Consider the following 18,697-nt stretch of genomic DNA (forward strand, 5'->3'; position numbering starts at 1 on the left):
CATGGCCAGCCCGACGCTGCCGCGTCCACCGCATCTCATCCCGCGTGTCTGACGATCGCGATACGCCCCTCATCTGGAACGAGACAGGGGTGACCCTAAACTGATTCGAACAAAAAGTAAACATAAATATTTTTTCATATGGGTCTTGACAGGCGAATCACCAGATTTAGCCCGCCGGGCATGTGCATTTTTTGCGCGGCGTCGTCCGGAAGGTCGATCGAAAATTGATTTCAGTCTCCCTCTTGAAATCAGATTGGCTTTTTCTACGTTTTTTCGTGCCGCGGTAAGCGGTCCGGGCGCCCTTCGGGGGCCCGGCAGAGACGGGCGCCGGAGGTGTCCGACGCCCGCTCGTACCCATCTTGCTCAACGGAGGATTTGGCTATGAGGACTACCTACGATTTTGCCCCCCTTTGGCGGTCGACCATCGGCTTTGACCGCCTGTTCGATCTTGTGGACGCGGCGCAACAGGCCGGCACGGAGGACAATTATCCCCCGTGCAACGTCGAGCGCCTGGGCGAAGACCGCTATCAGATCTCGCTGGCGATCGCCGGTTTCTCACCGGACGAAATCGCAATCACCGCAGAACAAAGCGTGCTGACCGTGGAAGGTCGAAAGGCGGAAAAACAACAGCGCGAGTTCCTGCACCAGGGAATTTCTTCGCGGCCGTTCAAGCGGCAGTTCAATCTGGCGGACTATGTCCAGGTCAAGGGAGCCGCGTTCGATAACGGCTTGCTGCAGATCGAGCTGGTGCGCGAGGTCCCGGAGGCCATGAAGCCGCGCCGGATTTCGATCGCCGGTTCGTCCGCCTCGAACGTCCGACAGATCGACGGCAAAGCGGCCTGACCGCGGCGCGACACATCTGCATCGGCAAACTGACTTCCGCGGCGGTCCCTCCGCGGCGGAAGTCGCTTGATTGAAGGAGAACACATCATGGCCATCAAGGATCTCATTCCCTGGAATAACAGGGGCCGCGAGGTCGGCCTCCACCGAGGTACCGACGTAAATCCGTTCTTCGCGTTGCATCGCGAAATGAATCGCATGTTCGACGATGTATTTCGCGGGTTCGATCTTGCCCCGTTCGGGACAACCTCTCGGACCCTGGAAGGGTTCGGCTGGCCCCAGATCGACATCGATGAAACGGACAAGGAGGTGCGCATCACCGCTGAGTTGCCCGGTCTTGAGGAGAAGGACGTCAGCCTGGAAATCGCAAACGGCGTTCTTTCGATCTCCGGCGAGAAGAAATCCCAATCGGAAGATAAGGCCCGTCGTTTCAGCGAGCGGTACTTTGGCCGCTTCGAACGGCGCATAACGCTGGAGGACGTCGATGAGGACAAAGTCTCGGCCGCGTTCAAGAACGGCATACTGACGATAACAGTGCCGAAATCCGCCGAAGCGAAGAATGTTCGTCGCATCGCGATAAATCGCAATAGCTGACAATTTCCAACGTTCGGGCGTTCGATCAGTGAACGCCCGGACGAACTAAATTCCGCCTGTACGACCCGTCACTCACCAACGCGTGGCCGATCAATAAGAGGAACGCACGGGGCATGATACGACCGTTTTGGGACGAAACATGCGACGCGAGCCCAAACGCATCTGTGAAGGCCGGCTTTATGAATTGCATGCACGGAGATGCCAGGTGGTCAAGGAACGAAGGAGTGGAGAGGAACTGCGCCAGATGATGCTGGCGGTCGCTCGCAACCACGAAGAGTGCAGCGAGCTGGAGGATCTTTTCATATTTGGCCCTACGCCACGCCCCGATGCAAATTGGGGCTTTGGGATCGCCGGCAAGGACAACAAAGTATCGGTGGCTTGCTTCGCGCGCCTCGACCAGATCGCCAGCGACCTCCAGGCAAAATACGAACTGCATCCGGTCAAGGCGGCCCGACGCGAGATCGAAGCGAGAGTTTGGTCCTTGATCCATGACCATCCAACGCTCAAGGCGTCAATTTCGCGCGCCGGGGGTGCTTACGAAATCGCCACATTCAAGAAGTTGGAGGGTCAGCCGAATTGGACAATGGAGTGGACTACCGACGATCAGCCGGCCAAAGCTGCCTTTGAACGGGTCGTCCGGTCTGTTCAAACGCAAATTGAGTTGGAATAAGCGGCTTCGCCGATGTTGAGCGGCCATCGCCAACAACGCCGCAATTATCTGTCGCCAGGCCATGCGACGGGTTCGGCCGGCGTCGGCCTCGTGCGCCACAGCTTACGCCCGGTCCGGTCCGACGCGCACCAGTTGCTTGCCGAAATTGGCGCCCTTAAGAAGGCCCATGAAGGCGGCGGGCGCGCGGTCGAGGCCCTCGGTGACGAATTCGCGGTGCTTGAGCTTGCCCTCGCGCAGCCACTGCGACATGTCGCGCAGGAAGTCGCCATGACGGGCGGCGAAATCGCTGACGATGAAGCCTCTGATCGTCAGGCGCTTGGTCAATACCGAACGCATCAGCGATGGCGCCCACTTCGGCACCGATGGCGCGGTGTCGTTGTACTGCGCGATCAGGCCGCACACCGGCACCCGCGCGAACGCATTCAGATGCGGAAACACCGCCTCGAACACCTCGCCGCCGACATTCTCGAAATAGACGTCGATACCATCAGGACAGGCTTCCTTCAGTTTCGCGGAGAGATCGGGATCGCGGTGATCGAGGCAGTCGTCGAAGCCGAGCTCGCTTTTGACGTAATCGCATTTGTCCTTGCCGCCGGCGATGCCGACCGCGCGCGCCCCCTTGATTCCAGCAATTTGCCCGACCGCGGAGCCCACGGCGCCCGATGCCGCCGCAACGACAACGGTTTCCTTAGGCTGCGGCTTGCCGATATCCAAGAGCCCGGTGTAAGCGGTCATTCCGGGCATGCCGAGCACGCCCAGCGCGGTCGAGACAGGCCCGAGCGCGGCATCGATTTTGCGCAGATCCTTGCCGTCCGACAGCGCATGCGTCTGCCAGCCGGCACGGCCGAGAACGATGTCACCTCTGACAAAACCCGGATGGTTCGAGGCGATCACCTCGCATACCGTGCCGCCCTCCATCACCCCGCCGATCGGCACTGGCGCGGCATAGGACGGACCCTCGCTCATGCGCCCGCGCATATAGGGATCGAGCGACAGCCAGATCGTGCGCAGCAGTACCTGACCCTGGCCCGGCGCCGGCAGGGCGTACTCCTCGACGCGAAAATCCGACGCCTTGGGCTCGCCTTTGGGACGAGAGACGAGAACGACGCGTTTTGCCTGTTGGGACATTGTTGGTTTCCTCCGGTTTTCAGACGGTGATTTTCGCCAGCGCCGCGTCGAACGCCGCCGCAGCACTCGACAGATCCTTGAAGGCGCGGATGCGGCGGTATTGCTGTGGATCTTTTTCCGTAATGCCTGGCCGCACTTCCGCGAAGGTCTTGCCGCCCTCGATCATTTCGGTCGGCGCGCCGACGTGGAACTCATGGTCCTCGATCGGCGCGTCCTTTGACAGCCAGACTCCCAGCGACACGATATCGTTGCCCCGCCTGTATGAGATATAGCGGTCAACCGCGACCGTGCCGTCGCGCTGATGTCCGCCGAGCTTGGCGTAGCCTTTGGCATCCAGAAGCTTGTGCGACCGGAATCCCTTCACCCCGGTCGACCTTGCTTTCGCGGTTTCCTCGGACAGATCGTATTTCTCGGCCATCTGTTTGCCGACAGCGGCAAGATGCGCGGACATTGCGTGCTCGAATTCCTTTATTTCCGTGCGCGGTTTTGCCGCTTTGCCTTGCTTTGCGGCATCCCGCTTTTCCATCTCGGCCTGGCATTGCGCGACGACGCCGGCCACGGATTTCCGCTCGGCATTGACCTTTAGATTCCTGAGATCCTGGTCTGAAAGCGCGGCAACCCTGTCATCCGACCAATCGACCATCATGGAATTCCAGTCCTGATCACTTGTAGGATGGGTAGAGTGACCAGATCGGACGCACGTCCGAACTGGTCACGAAACCCATCGCAGCGAATTGGTGGGTTTCGCGAAGAGCTCAACCCACCCTACAAAACTATACCCCGCCGGGGTAATTCGGGCTTTCGCGGGTGATGGTGACATCGTGAACGTGGCTCTCGCGTAGACCCGATCCGGTAATGCGGACAAATTGCGCCTTCTCGTGGAACTCGGCCAGATTGCGCGCACCGACATAGCCCATCGCCGCGCGCAGGCCGCCCGCCAGCTGATGCATGACGTTGCCGACCGGGCCCTTGTAGGGCACCTGCCCCTCGATCCCCTCCGGCACCAGCTTGAGCGTATCCTTGATATCCTGCTGAAAGTAACGATCGGCCGAACCGCGCGCCATCGCGCCCACCGAACCCATTCCGCGATAGGCCTTGTAGGAGCGGCCCTGCCACAGAAATACTTCGCCCGGGGTCTCGTCGGTGCCGGCGAGCAGGGAACCGACCATGACAATGTCGGCGCCGGCGGCGAGCGCCTTGGCGAGGTCGCCGGAATATTTGATGCCGCCATCGGCAATCACCGGAATGTCGGCTTTCTTCGCGGCTTCGACCGCATCCATGATCGCGGTCAGTTGCGGTACGCCGACGCCGGCGACAATCCGGGTGGTGCAGATCGAGCCCGGACCGATGCCGACCTTGATGGCGTCGGCACCGGCATCGATCAGCGCCTGGGCGCCTTCTTGCGTCGCGATATTGCCGGCGATGACCTGCACGGCATTGGACAGCCGTTTGATGCGGTTGACGGCCTCCAGCACCCGCGAGGAATGGCCGTGCGCGGTATCCACCACGATCAGATCGACGCCGGCGTCGATCAGCCGCTCGGTCCGCTCAAAGCCGCCCTCGCCGACGGTGGTCGCGGCCGCGACCCGCAAGCGCCCTTGCGCATCCTTGCTGGCGAGCGGATGCGCCACCGCCTTTTCCATGTCTTTCACCGTGATCAGTCCGACGCAGCGGTATTGATCGTCGACCACCAGCAGCTTCTCGATCCGGTGCTGGTGCAGCATCCGCTTCGCCTCGTCCTGGCTGACGCCTTCGCGCACCGTCACCAGCTTATCATGCGTCATCAGCTCGGAAATTTTCTGCTGCGGGTCGGTCGCGAAGCGTACGTCGCGGTTGGTGAGAATGCCGACCAGCCTGCCCGGGACGCCCTTGGCCGCGCCGGTGACCACCGGAATGCCGGAAAAGCCGTGATCCTTCATCAGCGTCAGCGCGTCCGACAGCATCGCGTCGGGACCGATGGTCAGGGGATTGACCACCATTCCGGATTCATACTTCTTGACCTGCCGCACCTGGGCGGCCTGCCCCTCGACATCGAAATTGCGATGGATGACGCCGACACCGCCGGCCTGCGCCATGGCGATCGCCATGCGCGCCTCGGTCACGGTATCCATCGCGGACGCAATGATCGGAATGTTGAGCGCAATGGCGCGGGTGACGCGGGAGCGGATGTCGGCATCGGATGGCAGGATATCGGACAGGCCCGGCCGCAGAAGCACGTCGTCGAACGTAAAGGCTTCCCGTATCCCCTGAAGTCCCTGCACAGCCGCCATCGCCAACTCCATTCAACGGCACCATCGCCGCCGCTAAGAACCTCGGGATGAACGGGACTCCGGCGATGCCATCGGCATCACCGTCGAATCGAGCCCATCGATAGGGTTGGCGGCGGTCGATAGCATGGCCCCATGACGATTCAAAGGGGCTCAAGCCTCAAATCCAAATTCAGCGCGGATAAGTCGAACGCGAACCGCACTGGCGGTAGATTCACGCGGGATTTAGGTTGCTTTTCCGGGTTCCGCAATGGCCTGCTTGACACCAGGGTGATACAGCCCCCTCTCCCGCTGCTTCCCTCTCTTTGCCTGCCTGCGCATCTCGATGAACAAAGAACGCCTGATCCCACTCATTGTGGCCACCGCCCTGTTCATGGAGAACATGGATTCGACTGTGATCGCGACCTCGCTGCCGGCGATTGCCGCCGATATCGGCACCAGTCCGCTGACGCTGAAACTCGCCATCACCTCCTATCTGCTGTCGCTCGCCGTCTTCATTCCGGCGAGCGGCTGGACCGCCGACCGCTTCGGTGCCCGCATGGTGTTCAGCCTCGCCATCGCCGTCTTCATGGTGGGCTCGATCGGCTGCGCGCTGTCCTCCTCCGTTACCGATTTCGTGATCGCGCGCATCCTGCAGGGCCTCGGTGGGGCGATGATGACGCCGGTCGGGCGGCTGGTGCTGTTGCGCACGATCGACAAGAGCGCGCTGGTCAATGCGATGGCCTGGGTCACCGTGCCGGCGCTGGTCGGCCCGGTGATCGGTCCGCCGCTCGGCGGCTTCATCACCACCTATTTCTCCTGGCACTGGATCTTCCTGATCAACATCCCGATCGGCCTGCTCGGCATCTTCATGGCGCTGCGCTACATCGATCCGATCCGCAGCCTGGACCCAGAGCGCTTCGATCTCTACGGGCTGGTGCTGGCGGGAATTGGCCTTGCCGGTATCGCGTTCGGGCTTTCGGTGGCAGGGCTCAATCTGCTGCCGTGGACAGTTGTCATCGCGCTGGTCGGGATCGGCATCATTTCCATGACGCTCTATCTGATTCATGCCAGGCGAACGGCTTCTCCCGTGCTGGATTTTGGGCTGTTGCGGCTGCCGACGATGCGCGCCAGCATCCTCGGCGGCTTTCTGTTTCGTCTCGGCATCGGTGCACTGCCGTTTCTGCTGCCGCTATTGATGCAGGTCGGATTCGGCCTGTCGCCGTTCAAATCCGGACTGGTGACGTTCGCCTCCGCGGTCGGCGCCATGGGTATGAAGACGCTGGCGGCCCGCCTCATCAAGACCTTCGGCTTTCGCAACATCATGGTGATCAATGCGGTCGTGAGTTCGGTGTTCCTCGCCGCCTGCGCGCTGTTCACGGCGGCGACGCCGCTGCTATTGATCATGATTATTCTGGTGGTCGGCGGCTTTTTCCGCTCGCTGCAGTTCACCGCTATCAACACCGTTGCCTATGCCGATGTCGAGCCGGCGCAGATGAGCCGCGCCACCACTCTGGTCAGCGTCAACCAGCAGCTGGCGCTTTCCGCCGGCGTCGCGGTCGGCGCGTTCTCGGTGGAGACCACCATGCTGGTGCGCCACGTCAGCGAGCTGAGCGCTGTGGATTTCCCGCCGGGCTTCATCGTGGTTGCGATCATCTCGACGATCTCGACGTACTTTTTCTACCAGATGCCGGCCGATGCCGGTCATCAGATCTCCGGACGGCGGACGCTGGTGATCACGGACCCGACCCGCGAACCCGAAGCGGAGGAAGAGGCGGCGAGCGAAGCCATCACGGCCAGGGATCAGCGGCTGGGATGAGCCCAAGCCCGACTTCCGGAATCAGGTCATAAGCTCCCCTCCCCCCACGCGCATCGCGCGTGGTGGGGAGGGGTCGGGGGTGGGGTGGCAAGACGTTCACCGAAGCAGCGGTTCCCGCGGATGGACCCCCCGACCCCTTCCCACCGCTTCGCGGAGGGAGGGGAGAAGCAGATCCGATTCAATAGTTTTGAGGTCCTCGGTTTCAGCGGGACGATAGTCAAGCAAGTAGCCCGCATGAGCGCTGGCGATATGCGGGAACCATTGCTGACGCGAAAGATCCCGGATATCGCTTCGCTCATCCGGGCTACGCGCCACGCTCGCTGTCATCCACACGATGGCGTCAAACCGCCGCGCGGATCTGGCGTCACGCCGCGAAATCCCATCGCCAGCACGTAGCGCTCGGAGGAGTCCTGCCGGCTCGATGCCGGCTTGACGTGTTTGACGCTGGCAAAATCGCGCTTGAGCTGCGTCATCAGCGCCGCATCGGCGCCGCTCTGAAAGACTTTTGCAACGAAGGTGCCGCCGGGCTTCAGCACGTCGGCGGCAAAGGCGGCGGCGCCTTCGACCAGGCCGAGGATGCGCAACTGGTCGGTCTTGCGATGGCCGGTGGTGTTGGCGGCCATGTCGGACAGCACCAATTCGGCCCGGCCGCCAATCATCTCCAGCAATCTCGCAGGCGCGTCGTGGCTGAGAAAATCGAGCCGCGCAAAGCTGACGCCTGATATCTCCGGCATATCCAGGAGATCGATCGCGATCACCCTGCCTTTGCCTTCGGCGGCGCCGACCCGTTTGGCCGCGACCTGGCTCCAGCCGCCGGGCGCCGCTCCGAGATCGACCACGGTGATGCCGGGTTTGAGGAAATGGTACTTGTCGTCGATTTCGATCAGCTTGTAGGCGGCGCGTGAGCGCAATCCGTCGCGTTTGGCCCGCGCCACATAGGGATCGTTGAGCTGCCGCTCCAGCCACAGTTTTGACGACAGCTTGCGCTTGCCCCCGGTCTTGACCGTGACGTGCAGCCGGCCCGTTGAGTCTTTCGCCATACGGTTTGATTGCCTCGGAATCAACGATGGCTCTAGCACATCGACGACCGCTACGCCTGTCGACATCCACGGATCGCGCCATCCTCGCGCATCATCTCGACCAGCATGCCCTCGCGCAGGCCGCGGTCGGCAACGCGGAGCCGCGGCAGCGGAAAGGCATGGCGGATCGCATCGAGAATGGCGCAGCCGGCCAGCACCAGATCGGCGCGCTCGACGCTGATGCAATTATTGTTGACCCGTGCCTTGTAGTTCATGCCGAGCAGGCGCGCGATGGTCGCCGTGATATCCGAATCGCTCATCCAGACGCCATCGATCCGGCGGCGATCGTAGCGCGCCAGATTGAGGTGAACGCCAGCCAGCGTCGTCACCGTGCCCGAGGTGCCCAGCAGATGCAGATCCCTGAGATCGGCGCCGTGTTCGGCCGCGAACGGTGCGACATGCTGCGTGACCTCCTGCACCATCCGCGCATAGCATTGCGCGCTGACGTCCCTGCCGCCGAAATGCTCGGCCAGTTTGACGACGCCGAGTGGGATCGACATCCATGCCTTGATGCGCGGCGCGGCATTTCGCTCGCCCGGATCGCGCTCGATCCGCACCAGTTCGGTCGATCCGCCGCCGATATCGAACAGAATGGCGCCGCGCCCGGTGTGATCGACGAGCGGCGAGCAGCCGGTGACGGCAAGCGCCGCCTCGGTTTCGCGATCGATCACCTCCAGGTAGATGCCGGTCTCCGCGGCAACCCGTTCCCGAAAGCCGTCGGCGTTCGATGCCGCGCGGCAGGCTTCGGTTGCGATCAGCCGCAGTCGCCCAGCCTTGCGGGACCTGATCTTGTCGCGGCAAATGCTCAACGCGGTGATGGCGCGTTCGATCGCGGCCTCGCTGATGCGGCCGGTCGCCGAGATGCCCTCGCCGAGGCGGATGATCCGCGAAAACGAATCGACCACACGAAATCCATCGCCCGCGGGAGCGGCGATCAGCAGGCGGCAATTATTGGTTCCAAGGTCAAGCGCCGCGTAGACCCCACTTCCCGGGACGGGCGAACAGATCGCCGCCGGCGCACTCACGCCGGACACCGCGACCAGATCCCCGCCGCGCAGCAGGCTTCCGACGCCACCAGGCGGCCCGTGGTCTTCGTCGTCTCCGCGCAGCCCAGGGCCGTCGCGAAGCCACGTTTCATGGTTCATCCAGATTGTCTTTCCCCGGCTTGGTCAGCCGACGAGGAATTTTCCGTTCACGGAAACTTTAGCAGCGCCAAGGGGCGGCGCAACAGCCGTTCACATGGGACCATGCCTAATCAGGCGTTGTCGTCCGCAAACGGGTGCGTTATCTCAAGGCAAGCCGCAAAACGGCGCAAAATCCGGCATTTCAGGTCCCATTTCATGCAAGATCGCACGCCCCCGTCGTCTCTGGAAAACGCTATTGCACTGCAAAAATTCGGTGTCGGGCAACCGGTCCGCCGCAAGGAGGACGACACGCTGGTGCGCGGCAAGGGCAAATACACCGACGATTTCAATCTCCCCGGCCAGGCCTATGCCTTTATCGTGCGCTCCAGCCACGCCCACGGGGTGATCCGCGGGATCGACACCGCAGCCGCCAGATCCATGCCCGGCGTGCTCGGGGTCTGGACCGGTGCCGATCTCACGGCGGCCAATTACGGCCCCTTCACCTGCGGACTGCCGCTGAAAAACCGCGATGGCTCGCCGCTGTTGCAGACCAACCGCACCGCGCTGATGACCGACAAGGTGCGTTACGTCGGCGATCCCGTGGCCTTCGTGGTTGCCGGAACCTTAAGCCAGGCCCGCGACGCCGCCGAGGCCGTGGTCGTCGATATCGATCCGTTGCCTGCCGTGACCAGCGCCGAGGCCGCGGCCAAACCCGGCGCGCCGCAGCTCTACGATCACATCCCCAACAATGTGGCGCTGGATTATCACTACGGCGACACCGCCAAGGTCGAGGCCGCCTTTGCCAGCGCCGCCCATGTCACAAAACTCGACATCGTCAACACCCGCGTCGCCGTGGTGGCGATGGAACCGCGCGCAGCGCTCGCCTCCTACGACCAAGCGAGCGCGCGCTACACCATTCAGGTTCCAACCCAGGGCGTCGCCGGCAATCGGATGAACCTCGCCAAAAACATCCTCAAAGTTCCGAACGAGAAGGTTCACCTCTTGACCGCCAATGTCGGCGGCTCGTTCGGCATGAAGAACATCAACTATCCCGAATATGTCTGCATCCTGCACGCGGCGAAGGCGCTGGGCCGTCCGGTGAAATGGACCGACGAGCGCTCCACCAGCTTTCTGTCGGACAGCCATGGCCGCGCCGGGCAAATGCATTGCGAACTGGCGCTCGACAGCGAGGGCAGGTTCCTCGCGGTCAGGATCTCCGGCTACGGCAATCTCGGCGCCTATATTACCGGCGTCGCGCCCAGTCCGCTGTCCCTCAACGTCGGCAAGAATCTCGCCAGCGTCTATCGCACGCCCCTGATGAGCGTCGACATCAAGACCGTGCTCACCAACACCACGCTGATGGGCGCCTATCGCGGCGCCGGACGCCCCGAGGCCAACTACTATATGGAGCGCCTGATCGACCGCGCCGCCGACGAAATGGGCATCGACCGGCTGAGCTTGCGCAAGCGCAATTTCATCAAACCCGCGCAGATGCCGTTTTCGGCGTCGTCCGGGGTCACCTATGACAGCGGCGACTTCCAGGGCGTCTTCAACAAGGCGCTCGAGATCTCGGATTACGCCAATTTCGCCAAGCGCAGAAAGGAGAGCCGCAAGCGCGGCAGGCTGCGGGGCATTGCGATCGGCTCCTATCTCGAAGTCACGGCACCTCCCGGCGTCGAACTCGGCAAGATCGTGTTTGAGGCCGACGGTTCGGTGCGGCTGATCACCGGCACGCTCGACTACGGTCAGGGTCACGCCACGCCCTTCGCCCAGGTGCTCAGCGCGCAACTCGGTGTCCCCTTCGAGAGCGTAAAACTCGAACAGGGCGACAGCGACATCGTGCACACCGGCAGTGGCACCGGCGGCTCGCGCTCGATCACCGCCAGCGGCATGGCGATCGTGGAAGCCTCCAGGCTGATCATCGAAAAGGGCAAGCGCGCGGCGGCGCATCTGATGGAGGCCGCCGAGGGCGACATCGAATTCGGCGATGGCCGTTTCACCATCGCCGGCACCGATCGCAGCATCGATATCATCGAGCTCGCGCGGGCGATGCGCGAAGGCAAGATGCCTGAAGGCGTGCCGTCCTCGCTCGACGTCGACCACACCACCGAGCCGGTGCCATCGACCTTTCCCAATGGCTGCCATGTCGCGGAGGTCGAGATCGATCCGGAAACCGGCATCGTTCAGATCGTCCGCTATGCCGGCGTCAACGATTTCGGCACCATCGTCAATCCGATGCTGGTTGCCGGCCAGATGCATGGCGGCGTCGCGCAGGGTATCGGACAGGCGCTGATGGAGTGCGTCAGCTACGACGAAAGCGGCCAGCCGATCACGGGATCCTTCATGGACTATGCGCTGCCCCGCGCCGGGGACATCCCGATGATGGAAGTCGGCGATCATCCGGTGCCGGCCAAATCCAACCCGCTCGGTACCAAAGGCTGCGGCGAGGCCGGCTGCGCCGGCAGTCTCTCCACCATCGTCAACGCGGTGCTCGATGCGCTGACGGAATACGGCATCACCCACATCGACATGCCGCTGACGCCCGAGCGCGTCTGGCGCGCGATCAGGGATGCGAAGGCGAAGGTGGCGTAGCCACAAGCATTAAGCCACGCGAAGCGGAACGTGGCGTAGCCACGCACAGATCGTCATCGCCCGGCTTGACCGGGCGACCCAGTATTCCAGAGCAGCAGCGATAGAACCGAAGGGCCGCGGCGTACTGGATCCCCGGCTTTCGCGGAGGATGACGACCAGAGTACGGGCGGGTTCCTGCGCTCTCTTACGATCCTACGCCGCCGCCTGTTCGCGCGGCTGGTAGATCGCGACGTGCTGGCAATGCGCCAAAGGCGTATGGCCGTTGGCGACAACCAGCGCGTCGAGCTCGACGAAGCGATGGCCTTTCTTTTCATAATTGCCGGTGACGCGCGCACGCGCGGTCAATTCATCGCCGGTCGCAGCGGCTGACAAAAGCTGCATGCGGCTACCGACATGTATCCAGGGGCCGAGGATCGCGTTGTCGACCAGCACCTTGTTCATCACTCGCTGAAACAGGCCGGGATGACCAAGTCCTTCGCTGACATAAATCGCATCACGCTCGCGAATGTCCGCCAGATATTCCTGTGCCGCCGCTCCGGAAAAGGCGCATGGCACGGTGCCGAGCCATTTGTCGAGTTCATACGACGTCGCATTCACCGGCCTGCGTTCCGCCACCGCCGCGGTCTCGGGAAAATCTGCAATCGAGACCAAGGATGTGGACGTGGGCAACGACGCGGTGCCGGTGGCGCAAAGCTGGCCCCGGCTTTCGACTGCAATGGAAAGCGCCCCACGGCTCTCTTCGGCCGTGACATTGACAATTTCGCCGTCATAGACCGGTTTGACAAACCGCGCCTCGATCAGCCCGTGTTCGAGAAAGGCGCGGCGCCATTTTGCCACCGGAAGATGCATCATATAGGCCATCACGTCGACACCGGGCACCAGGGCGCCTGAGAACCCGAAACGGCGCGCGACGCTGTCGTCGTGCATCTTGTTCTCGGAGAGCCTTGCGGTGTTGTAGGCTTGGACGCGGTAGGTTTCGAGCCGGCTGGTCATGGCTGTTTCCCTGATTTTTGCCGCCATTCTGGTCGATGATGGTACGCGACGGAAATGCCGTGGCAAGCACGTTCCCGCCCCCTGTTTTGCTCGCAATCGGCGCGGCGATGGCGTACCACGCGCACCGAGGGGCAAACGCCGCATTGAAAGACCCAATTCGCAGCCGATGACATCCATTTCGAGCACACCCCGCATCTATGTCGACGCCGATGCCTGCCCGGTCAAAGACGAAATCTACCGCGTCGCGCTCCGGCACGGCCTGCCCGTCAGCGTGGTCGCAGGCCAATTCATCCGGGTGCCGCAGGATCCGCTGATCGAGCGGATCGCGGCGGGTTCCGCCATGGACGCCGCCGACGACTGGATCGCCGAGCGCGCGGGCAAAGGCGACATCGTGATCACCTCCGACATCCCCTTGGCGAGCCGCTGCGTCAAGCGAGGGGCCGAGGTGATCGCGCCGAACGGCAAGCCGTTTACCGAACAATCGATCGGGATGACCCTTGCAGTCCGCAACCTGATGACCGATCTACGCTCCTCGGGCGAAGTCACCGGCGGTCCCCGGTCATTCGCCCCGCGCGACCGCTCGGCCTTTCTGTCGGCGCTCGATCAGACCATCCGCCGCATCCAGCGCCAGCGCGCCGCGCCATCCGCGCCAAACCAGAATTGAACTGAAAAACCATGGCGCCTCCGCTGATCCAGTTGAAAGACATCGCGCTGACCTTCGGCGGCACGCCGCTGTTGTCGGGCGTCGAACTCTCGGTGTCCGCGGCAGAGCGGGTCTGTCTGATCGGCCGCAACGGCTCGGGCAAGACGACGCTGCTGAAGATCGCCGCCGGCCTGGTCGAACCCGATCATGGCAGCCGCTTCGTGCAGCCCGGCGCGACCATCCGCTATCTGCCGCAGGAGCCGGATTTTGCCGGATTCGCGACGACGCTCGCCTATGTCGAGGCGGGGCTTGCGCCCGGCGACGATCACTATCAGGCGCGGTACGTACTGGAGCAACTGGGGCTGCACGGCGATGAAGACCCGGCGCAACTGTCCGGCGGCGAAGCCCGCCGCACCGCCCTGGCGCGGGTACTGGCGCCCTCGCCCGATATTTTGCTGCTCGACGAGCCCACCAATCATCTCGATCTCACGACGATTGAATGGCTGGAAAGCGAACTCGACAGCCGCCGCTGCGCGCTGGTCATCATCAGTCACGACCGTCGCTTCCTGTCGAACCTGTCGCGCTCTACCGCCTGGCTCGATCGCGGCCAGATCAGGCAGATCGACCGCGGTTTTGCCTCGTTCGAGGCCTGGCGCGACGAAGTGTTGGCAGAGGAAGAACGCGACCAGCACAAGCTCGACCGCAAAATCGTCACCGAGGAGCACTGGTTGCGCTACGGCGTTTCCGGGCGCCGCAAGCGCAACGTCAAGCGGCTCGGCAATCTCTACACCCTGCGCGAGCAGCGGCGGACTTATCGCGGCGCCGCCGGGGATGCCAACCTGGCCGCCGCGGAGCCAGATAAATCCGGCAAGCTGGTAATCGAAGCCAAGGGCATCAGCAGGACCTATGGCGACCGCCGAATCGTCGATGGCTTCTCGATCCGCGTCCAGCGCGGCGACCGCATCGGCATCGTTGGGCCGAACGGCGCCGGCAAGACCACGCTGATCGAGATGCTGACCGGCGCCAAGCCGCCCGACAGCGGCGTTATCAGGCTGGGCGCCAACATCGAAATGGCAACGCTCGACCAGCATCGCGAAAGCCTCGATCCCAAATCCACGCTGGCCGAAGCCCTGACCGGCGGCCGTGGCGATCATGTCATGGTCGGCGGCAAACCCAAGCACGTCGTCAGCTACATGAAGGACTTTCTGTTCGCCCAGGAACAGATGCGCACGCCGCTCGAAGTGCTCTCGGGCGGCGAGCGCGGGCGGCTGATGCTGGCGCGCGCGCTGGCAAAACCGTCCAACCTGCTGGTGCTCGACGAGCCGACCAACGATCTCGATCTTGAAACCCTCGACGTGCTGGAGGAAATGCTCGGCGATTACCTGGGCACCGTGATCCTGATCAGCCACGACCGCGATTTCCTCGACCGCGTGGTGACCTCGGTGATCGCGCCCGAGGGCTGTGGCCGCTGGGTCGAATATGCCGGCGGCTATAGCGACATGCTGGCGCAGCGCGGCGCCGACCTGAAGCGCGAAGCAGTGAAGGTAGCCGCGGTCGAACGCGACAGGGTAGCGAGCGGCGGTGGCCCTTCGCCCACACCCAGACGCCGGCTCAATTTCAACGAAAAGCACGCGCTGGAAACACTGCCCAAGACGATCGCCCAATTGCAGGCCGAGATCGCAAAGCTGCAGCGGCACCTTGACGACCCCAATCTCTACAAGAAGGACCGCAAGAAGTTCGATACCGCGTCAGCTGCGCTCGCGACCGCGCAGAAGGAGCTTGAGGCTGCCGAGGACAAATGGCTGGAGCTTGAGGTCTTACGCGAAGAGATCGAGCAGGCTTGAGGGCTGTTCTGCAAGAACATGCTTTCGGTGTTGATCCGAGGGTGGATACCGGTTTGCGATCAAGAGTAAGCAAGCAATGGAGTTGGCATGACCACGCCCCTCGCCGCCAAGATCGCCCGTGACTATGGCACGCCCGCCGCGGTCATCGACATGGACCGCGTCGAACGCAACATCGCGCGGATCCAGGCCACCTGCGACGCCGCCGGCGTCGCCAATCGCCCGCACATCAAGACCCACAAGAGTCCGCTATTGGCGAAGATGCAGATCGCCGCCGGCGCCAAGGGCATTACCTGCCAGAAACTCGGCGAAGCCGCGGTCATGGCGGAGGCCGGCATCGATGACATCCTGATCAGCTACAACCTGATCGGCGAGGAAAAAATGGCGCGGCTCGGCGCGCTGCAGGCCAAAACCAACATCACGGTCGCTGCCGACAATACGGTTGTGATTGCGGGCCTGCCGCAAGCCGCGGCGATAGCCGGCCGGCCACTGCCGGTCATAGTCGAATGCGACACCGGTCGCAAACGCGCCGGCGTCGAAACCGCAGCGGAAGCGGTCGCGCTGGCCCGCGAGATTGCCGCCTCGAAAGGGCTGATCTTCGCAGGCTTCCTGCTGTATCCGACCGAGAGCGGCTGGGCCGAGGCGCAGAGGTTTTTCGATTCTGCGCTGGCCGGCGTGCGCAGCCACGGGCTCGAAGCGAAGATGGTGTCCACCGGCGGCACGCCGAACCTGAAAAACGTCGGCAAACTCAGGGGTGCCACCGAGCATCGGCCGGGAACCTATATCTATAACGACCGGATGCAGGTCGCCGCCGGCGTCGCCGACTGGAGCGATTGCGCGCTGCATATCTATTCGACCGTCGTCAGCCGCGCCGGCGCCGATCGCGGCATTCTCGACGCCGGCTCCAAAACCCTGACCTCCGATACCGGTGGCGGCCTCGACGGCCATGGACTGATCCTCGAACACCCCCAAGCCAGGATCGCTCGCTTCGCCGAAGAGCACGGCTTTCTCGACCTCGCGCGCAGCAACACCCGCCCCGAGGTCGGCGACGTCGTCCGGATCGTGCCGAACCATGTCTGCGTGGTCGTCAACATGATGGATGAAGTGGTGATGGTGCGCGGCGACGAGATCATCGGCACGCTGCCGGTCGCGGCGCGCGGCAAGCTGCGGTGATCGCCGAGTTCGGCTCCGGCCGCTACTTCTCGACACCGGTGTCGCTCGGCGGACAAAACATCACCACCCGGGACGTCCGGCTGAGCGACGATATCGTCCGTACCGGAGTCAACTGACGCTTTACGTCGTTACCGGGTTTCTTCTCCGCCGGGCAATAAGGCCCTTATCCGCTCGCCCGCGGCGGCCCCTGTACTGAGCCACTTCAACACCCCTCCTGCCGCCGCCGCGCCGGTCGCGAATGTGGCCTGTAGCAGATAGCCGCCGGTCGGTGCTTCCCAGTCGAGCATCTCGCCGGCGGCGAAGACGCCGGGCAGGCGGCGGATCATGTAGTCGGGATCGAGTTCGCCAAAGGAGATCCCGCCAGCCGTGGAAATGGCCCGCGCGATCGGCGCTGCGCCGTCGAGTTCCACCGGCACGGCATTGATCAATCCAGCAAGCTCATCCGGCGAACACGACGGCAGCGACCGCCCGGATAAAATGGCCGCCTCCTGCAACAGGCCGATCGCAACCGGGGAAAGTTGCGCCGCCTTGCGCAGCCAGTTTGAGAATGATTGCTTGCCGCGCGGCGCGGACAGCCGCGCGATCAGCTGCCTGATCTCAAGATCGGGTCGCAACGCGATATGGAGGGTTGCGCGCCCCGAACTGGCGATGGCCTCGCGCAATTCAGCCGAGAGCGCATAGATGGCGCCGCCCTCGATCCCGGTACGCGTGATCACGGCTTCGCCGCGCAGGCTGCGCCGGCCAAATGACAGCGCAATGCCCTTGAGCGGCCGGCCCTCGAAGCGATCGCGAAAGATCCCGGACCATGCGACGGTGAAGCCGCAATTGGCCGGACGAAGCGGCGAGATCGTGACGCCCTGGGCTGCGAGGATTTCGACCCAGGTTCCATCCGACCCGAGCCGCGGCCAGCTGGCGCCGCCGAGCGCCAGCACGGTTGCTCTTGGTTTGACGAGATGCTGTCCGCCGGGGGCCTGAAAGGCCAGACGTGCTTCCGCATCCCAGCCGGTCCAGCGGTGGCGCAGCTTGAATTGCACGCCGAGAGCGTTGAGCCGCACGAGCCACGCCCGCAGCAGCGGCGAGGCCTTGAAGGTTTTTGGAAAAACCCGGCCGCTGGAGCCGACGAAGGTCGGCTGGCCCAAGCCTTCGCTCCACGCCCGCAAGGCGTCCGGGGGAAAGGCTGTGATCCCTGCGGAAAGATGCGGCATCGCCTCGCGATAACGGGTGAGGAATTGCGGCAGGGGCTCGCTATGCGAAAGGTTGAGCCCGCCGCGCCCGGCCATCAGGAATTTGCGCCCCACCGACTGCATCGCATCGTAGACGGTGACGCTGGCACCGCCATTGGCCAGCACCTCAGCCGCCATCAGCCCAGCCGGACCGGCGCCGATGATGGCGACGTGAGGCTGGGATGGAGCAGGCACGGACATAGCCAGCCGTCAAAACGATTGAATCGGATCTGGTTCTCCCCTCCCCCCCGCGACGCGGTGGGGTGGGGTCGGGGGTGGGGGGTCTATCGGCAGGAACCGCTGCTTCGGTGAACGCCGCGCCACCCCCCACCCCGACCCCTCCCCGCCACGCGCGATGCGCGTGGAGGGAGGGGAGCTTGAGACTATCATTCCGGGCTCACTCGTTTCACTCGCGCCGCAGCAGACAGAACTGCGGATTGCCCCTTTACAGCTTCACGCCTGCCCGTGCCGCGGCGTGACCGACGTATTTCTGGGTCTGCTGGAAGGCGCCCTCCAGGGCCCTCGCCTGCGACATGTCGCTGATCTCGGCGAAATGCGCGGCGACGGCTTCGGGACTCCAGTCGGACGGCGGCAGGTTGATGCCTTCGCTTTCCATGATTTTGATCACGGCGAAGGACCCCGCCCCCGCGCCCATGATGGTGCGCGTCGGCGCGTCGTCTCCGAGCAGAAACAGCACCGCCGGCGTGATCGCTTCGGGCCGCATCAGCGCCA

General features: G+C 63.5%; 15 protein-coding genes and 1 pseudogene. 8 read left to right on the plus strand and 8 right to left on the minus strand.

Annotated elements, in window-relative coordinates; genetic code table 11:
- Positions 1-381: 381 nt before the first annotated feature.
- The 3 genes from hspB to ABSG20_RS10755 all read left to right on the plus strand — a co-directional run bounded on the left by hspB (position 382) and on the right by ABSG20_RS10755 (position 2,104).
- Positions 382-843, plus strand: a complete 462-nt coding sequence (gene hspB, locus ABSG20_RS10745; protein WP_423864497.1) for a small heat shock protein HspB — start codon at positions 382-384, stop codon at positions 841-843.
- Positions 844-930: 87 nt separating this feature from the next.
- A complete protein-coding gene (locus ABSG20_RS10750) occupies positions 931-1,434 on the plus strand; it encodes an Hsp20/alpha crystallin family protein (RefSeq protein WP_423864483.1) in 504 nt (167 codons plus the stop codon).
- Positions 1,435-1,639: 205 nt separating this feature from the next.
- Entirely contained in the window at positions 1,640-2,104 is a 465-nt protein-coding gene (locus tag ABSG20_RS10755; protein ID WP_423864484.1) for a hypothetical protein, read from the plus strand.
- A gap of 102 nt (positions 2,105-2,206) precedes the next feature.
- Here the strand turns inward: ABSG20_RS10755 and ABSG20_RS10760 are convergent, their stop codons facing one another.
- From ABSG20_RS10760 to guaB, 3 genes are all read right to left on the minus strand, one after another.
- Positions 2,207-3,232: an NADPH-dependent curcumin/dihydrocurcumin reductase gene (locus ABSG20_RS10760; protein ID WP_423864485.1), complete on the minus strand. Its 1,026-nt coding sequence runs from the start codon at positions 3,230-3,232 to the stop codon at positions 2,207-2,209.
- A 19-nt stretch (positions 3,233-3,251) separates the two neighbouring features.
- The gene (locus tag ABSG20_RS10765) at positions 3,252-3,875 is read right to left on the minus strand and encodes a hypothetical protein (protein WP_423864486.1); all 624 of its coding nucleotides are present in this window, start codon (positions 3,873-3,875) and stop codon (positions 3,252-3,254) included.
- Positions 3,876-4,005: 130 nt separating this feature from the next.
- Positions 4,006-5,502: an IMP dehydrogenase gene (gene guaB, locus ABSG20_RS10770; protein ID WP_423864487.1), complete on the minus strand. Its 1,497-nt coding sequence runs from the start codon at positions 5,500-5,502 to the stop codon at positions 4,006-4,008.
- A gap of 322 nt (positions 5,503-5,824) precedes the next feature.
- Between guaB and ABSG20_RS10775 the strand changes: the two genes are divergently transcribed.
- Positions 5,825-7,297 carry an MFS transporter gene (locus tag ABSG20_RS10775; RefSeq protein ID WP_423864488.1) on the plus strand — a complete coding sequence of 491 codons (1,473 nt, stop codon included), beginning with the start codon at positions 5,825-5,827 and terminating at the stop codon, positions 7,295-7,297.
- A 323-nt stretch (positions 7,298-7,620) separates the two neighbouring features.
- On the opposite strand, the gene ABSG20_RS10780 is transcribed toward ABSG20_RS10775, so the two are convergent.
- Positions 7,621-8,337, minus strand: coding sequence for an RlmE family RNA methyltransferase (locus ABSG20_RS10780; protein WP_423864489.1), 717 nt, complete (start codon positions 8,335-8,337; stop codon positions 7,621-7,623).
- A gap of 50 nt (positions 8,338-8,387) precedes the next feature.
- Positions 8,388-9,521: a Ppx/GppA phosphatase family protein gene (locus ABSG20_RS10785; RefSeq protein ID WP_423864490.1), complete on the minus strand. Its 1,134-nt coding sequence runs from the start codon at positions 9,519-9,521 to the stop codon at positions 8,388-8,390.
- Positions 9,522-9,716: 195 nt separating this feature from the next.
- Between ABSG20_RS10785 and ABSG20_RS10790 the strand changes: the two genes are divergently transcribed.
- A complete protein-coding gene (locus tag ABSG20_RS10790) occupies positions 9,717-12,092 on the plus strand; it encodes a xanthine dehydrogenase family protein molybdopterin-binding subunit (RefSeq protein WP_423864491.1) in 2,376 nt (791 codons plus the stop codon).
- A 192-nt stretch (positions 12,093-12,284) separates the two neighbouring features.
- Here the strand turns inward: ABSG20_RS10790 and ABSG20_RS10795 are convergent, their stop codons facing one another.
- The gene (locus ABSG20_RS10795; RefSeq protein WP_423864492.1) at positions 12,285-13,085 is read right to left on the minus strand and encodes a hypothetical protein; all 801 of its coding nucleotides are present in this window, start codon (positions 13,083-13,085) and stop codon (positions 12,285-12,287) included.
- Positions 13,086-13,251: 166 nt separating this feature from the next.
- On the opposite strand from ABSG20_RS10795, the gene ABSG20_RS10800 reads away from it, so the two are divergent.
- From ABSG20_RS10800 to ABSG20_RS10810, 3 genes are all read left to right on the plus strand, one after another.
- Positions 13,252-13,749, plus strand: a complete 498-nt coding sequence (locus ABSG20_RS10800; protein WP_423864493.1) for a YaiI/YqxD family protein — start codon at positions 13,252-13,254, stop codon at positions 13,747-13,749.
- 11 nt (positions 13,750-13,760) lie between these two features.
- On the plus strand, positions 13,761-15,572 hold the full coding sequence (locus tag ABSG20_RS10805) for an ABC-F family ATP-binding cassette domain-containing protein (RefSeq protein ID WP_423864494.1): 1,812 nt from the start codon (positions 13,761-13,763) through the stop codon (positions 15,570-15,572).
- Between the two features lie 87 nt (positions 15,573-15,659).
- Positions 15,660-16,742 (plus strand): D-TA family PLP-dependent enzyme, encoded by a 1,083-nt coding sequence (locus tag ABSG20_RS10810; protein ID WP_423864495.1) that lies wholly within the window; start codon positions 15,660-15,662, stop codon positions 16,740-16,742.
- Between the two features lie 128 nt (positions 16,743-16,870).
- Here the strand turns inward: ABSG20_RS10810 and ABSG20_RS10815 are convergent, their stop codons facing one another.
- Both ABSG20_RS10815 and ABSG20_RS10820 read right to left on the minus strand, forming a co-directional pair.
- A complete protein-coding gene (locus tag ABSG20_RS10815) occupies positions 16,871-18,166 on the minus strand; it encodes a BaiN/RdsA family NAD(P)/FAD-dependent oxidoreductase (RefSeq protein WP_423864496.1) in 1,296 nt (431 codons plus the stop codon).
- A gap of 244 nt (positions 18,167-18,410) precedes the next feature.
- A pseudogene (locus ABSG20_RS10820) lies at positions 18,411-18,697 on the minus strand (3-oxoacyl-ACP reductase); the annotation flags it as partial.

This window comes from Bradyrhizobium sp., assembly GCF_049512235.1.
In the GTDB taxonomy this organism is placed as follows: domain Bacteria; phylum Pseudomonadota; class Alphaproteobacteria; order Rhizobiales; family Xanthobacteraceae; genus Bradyrhizobium.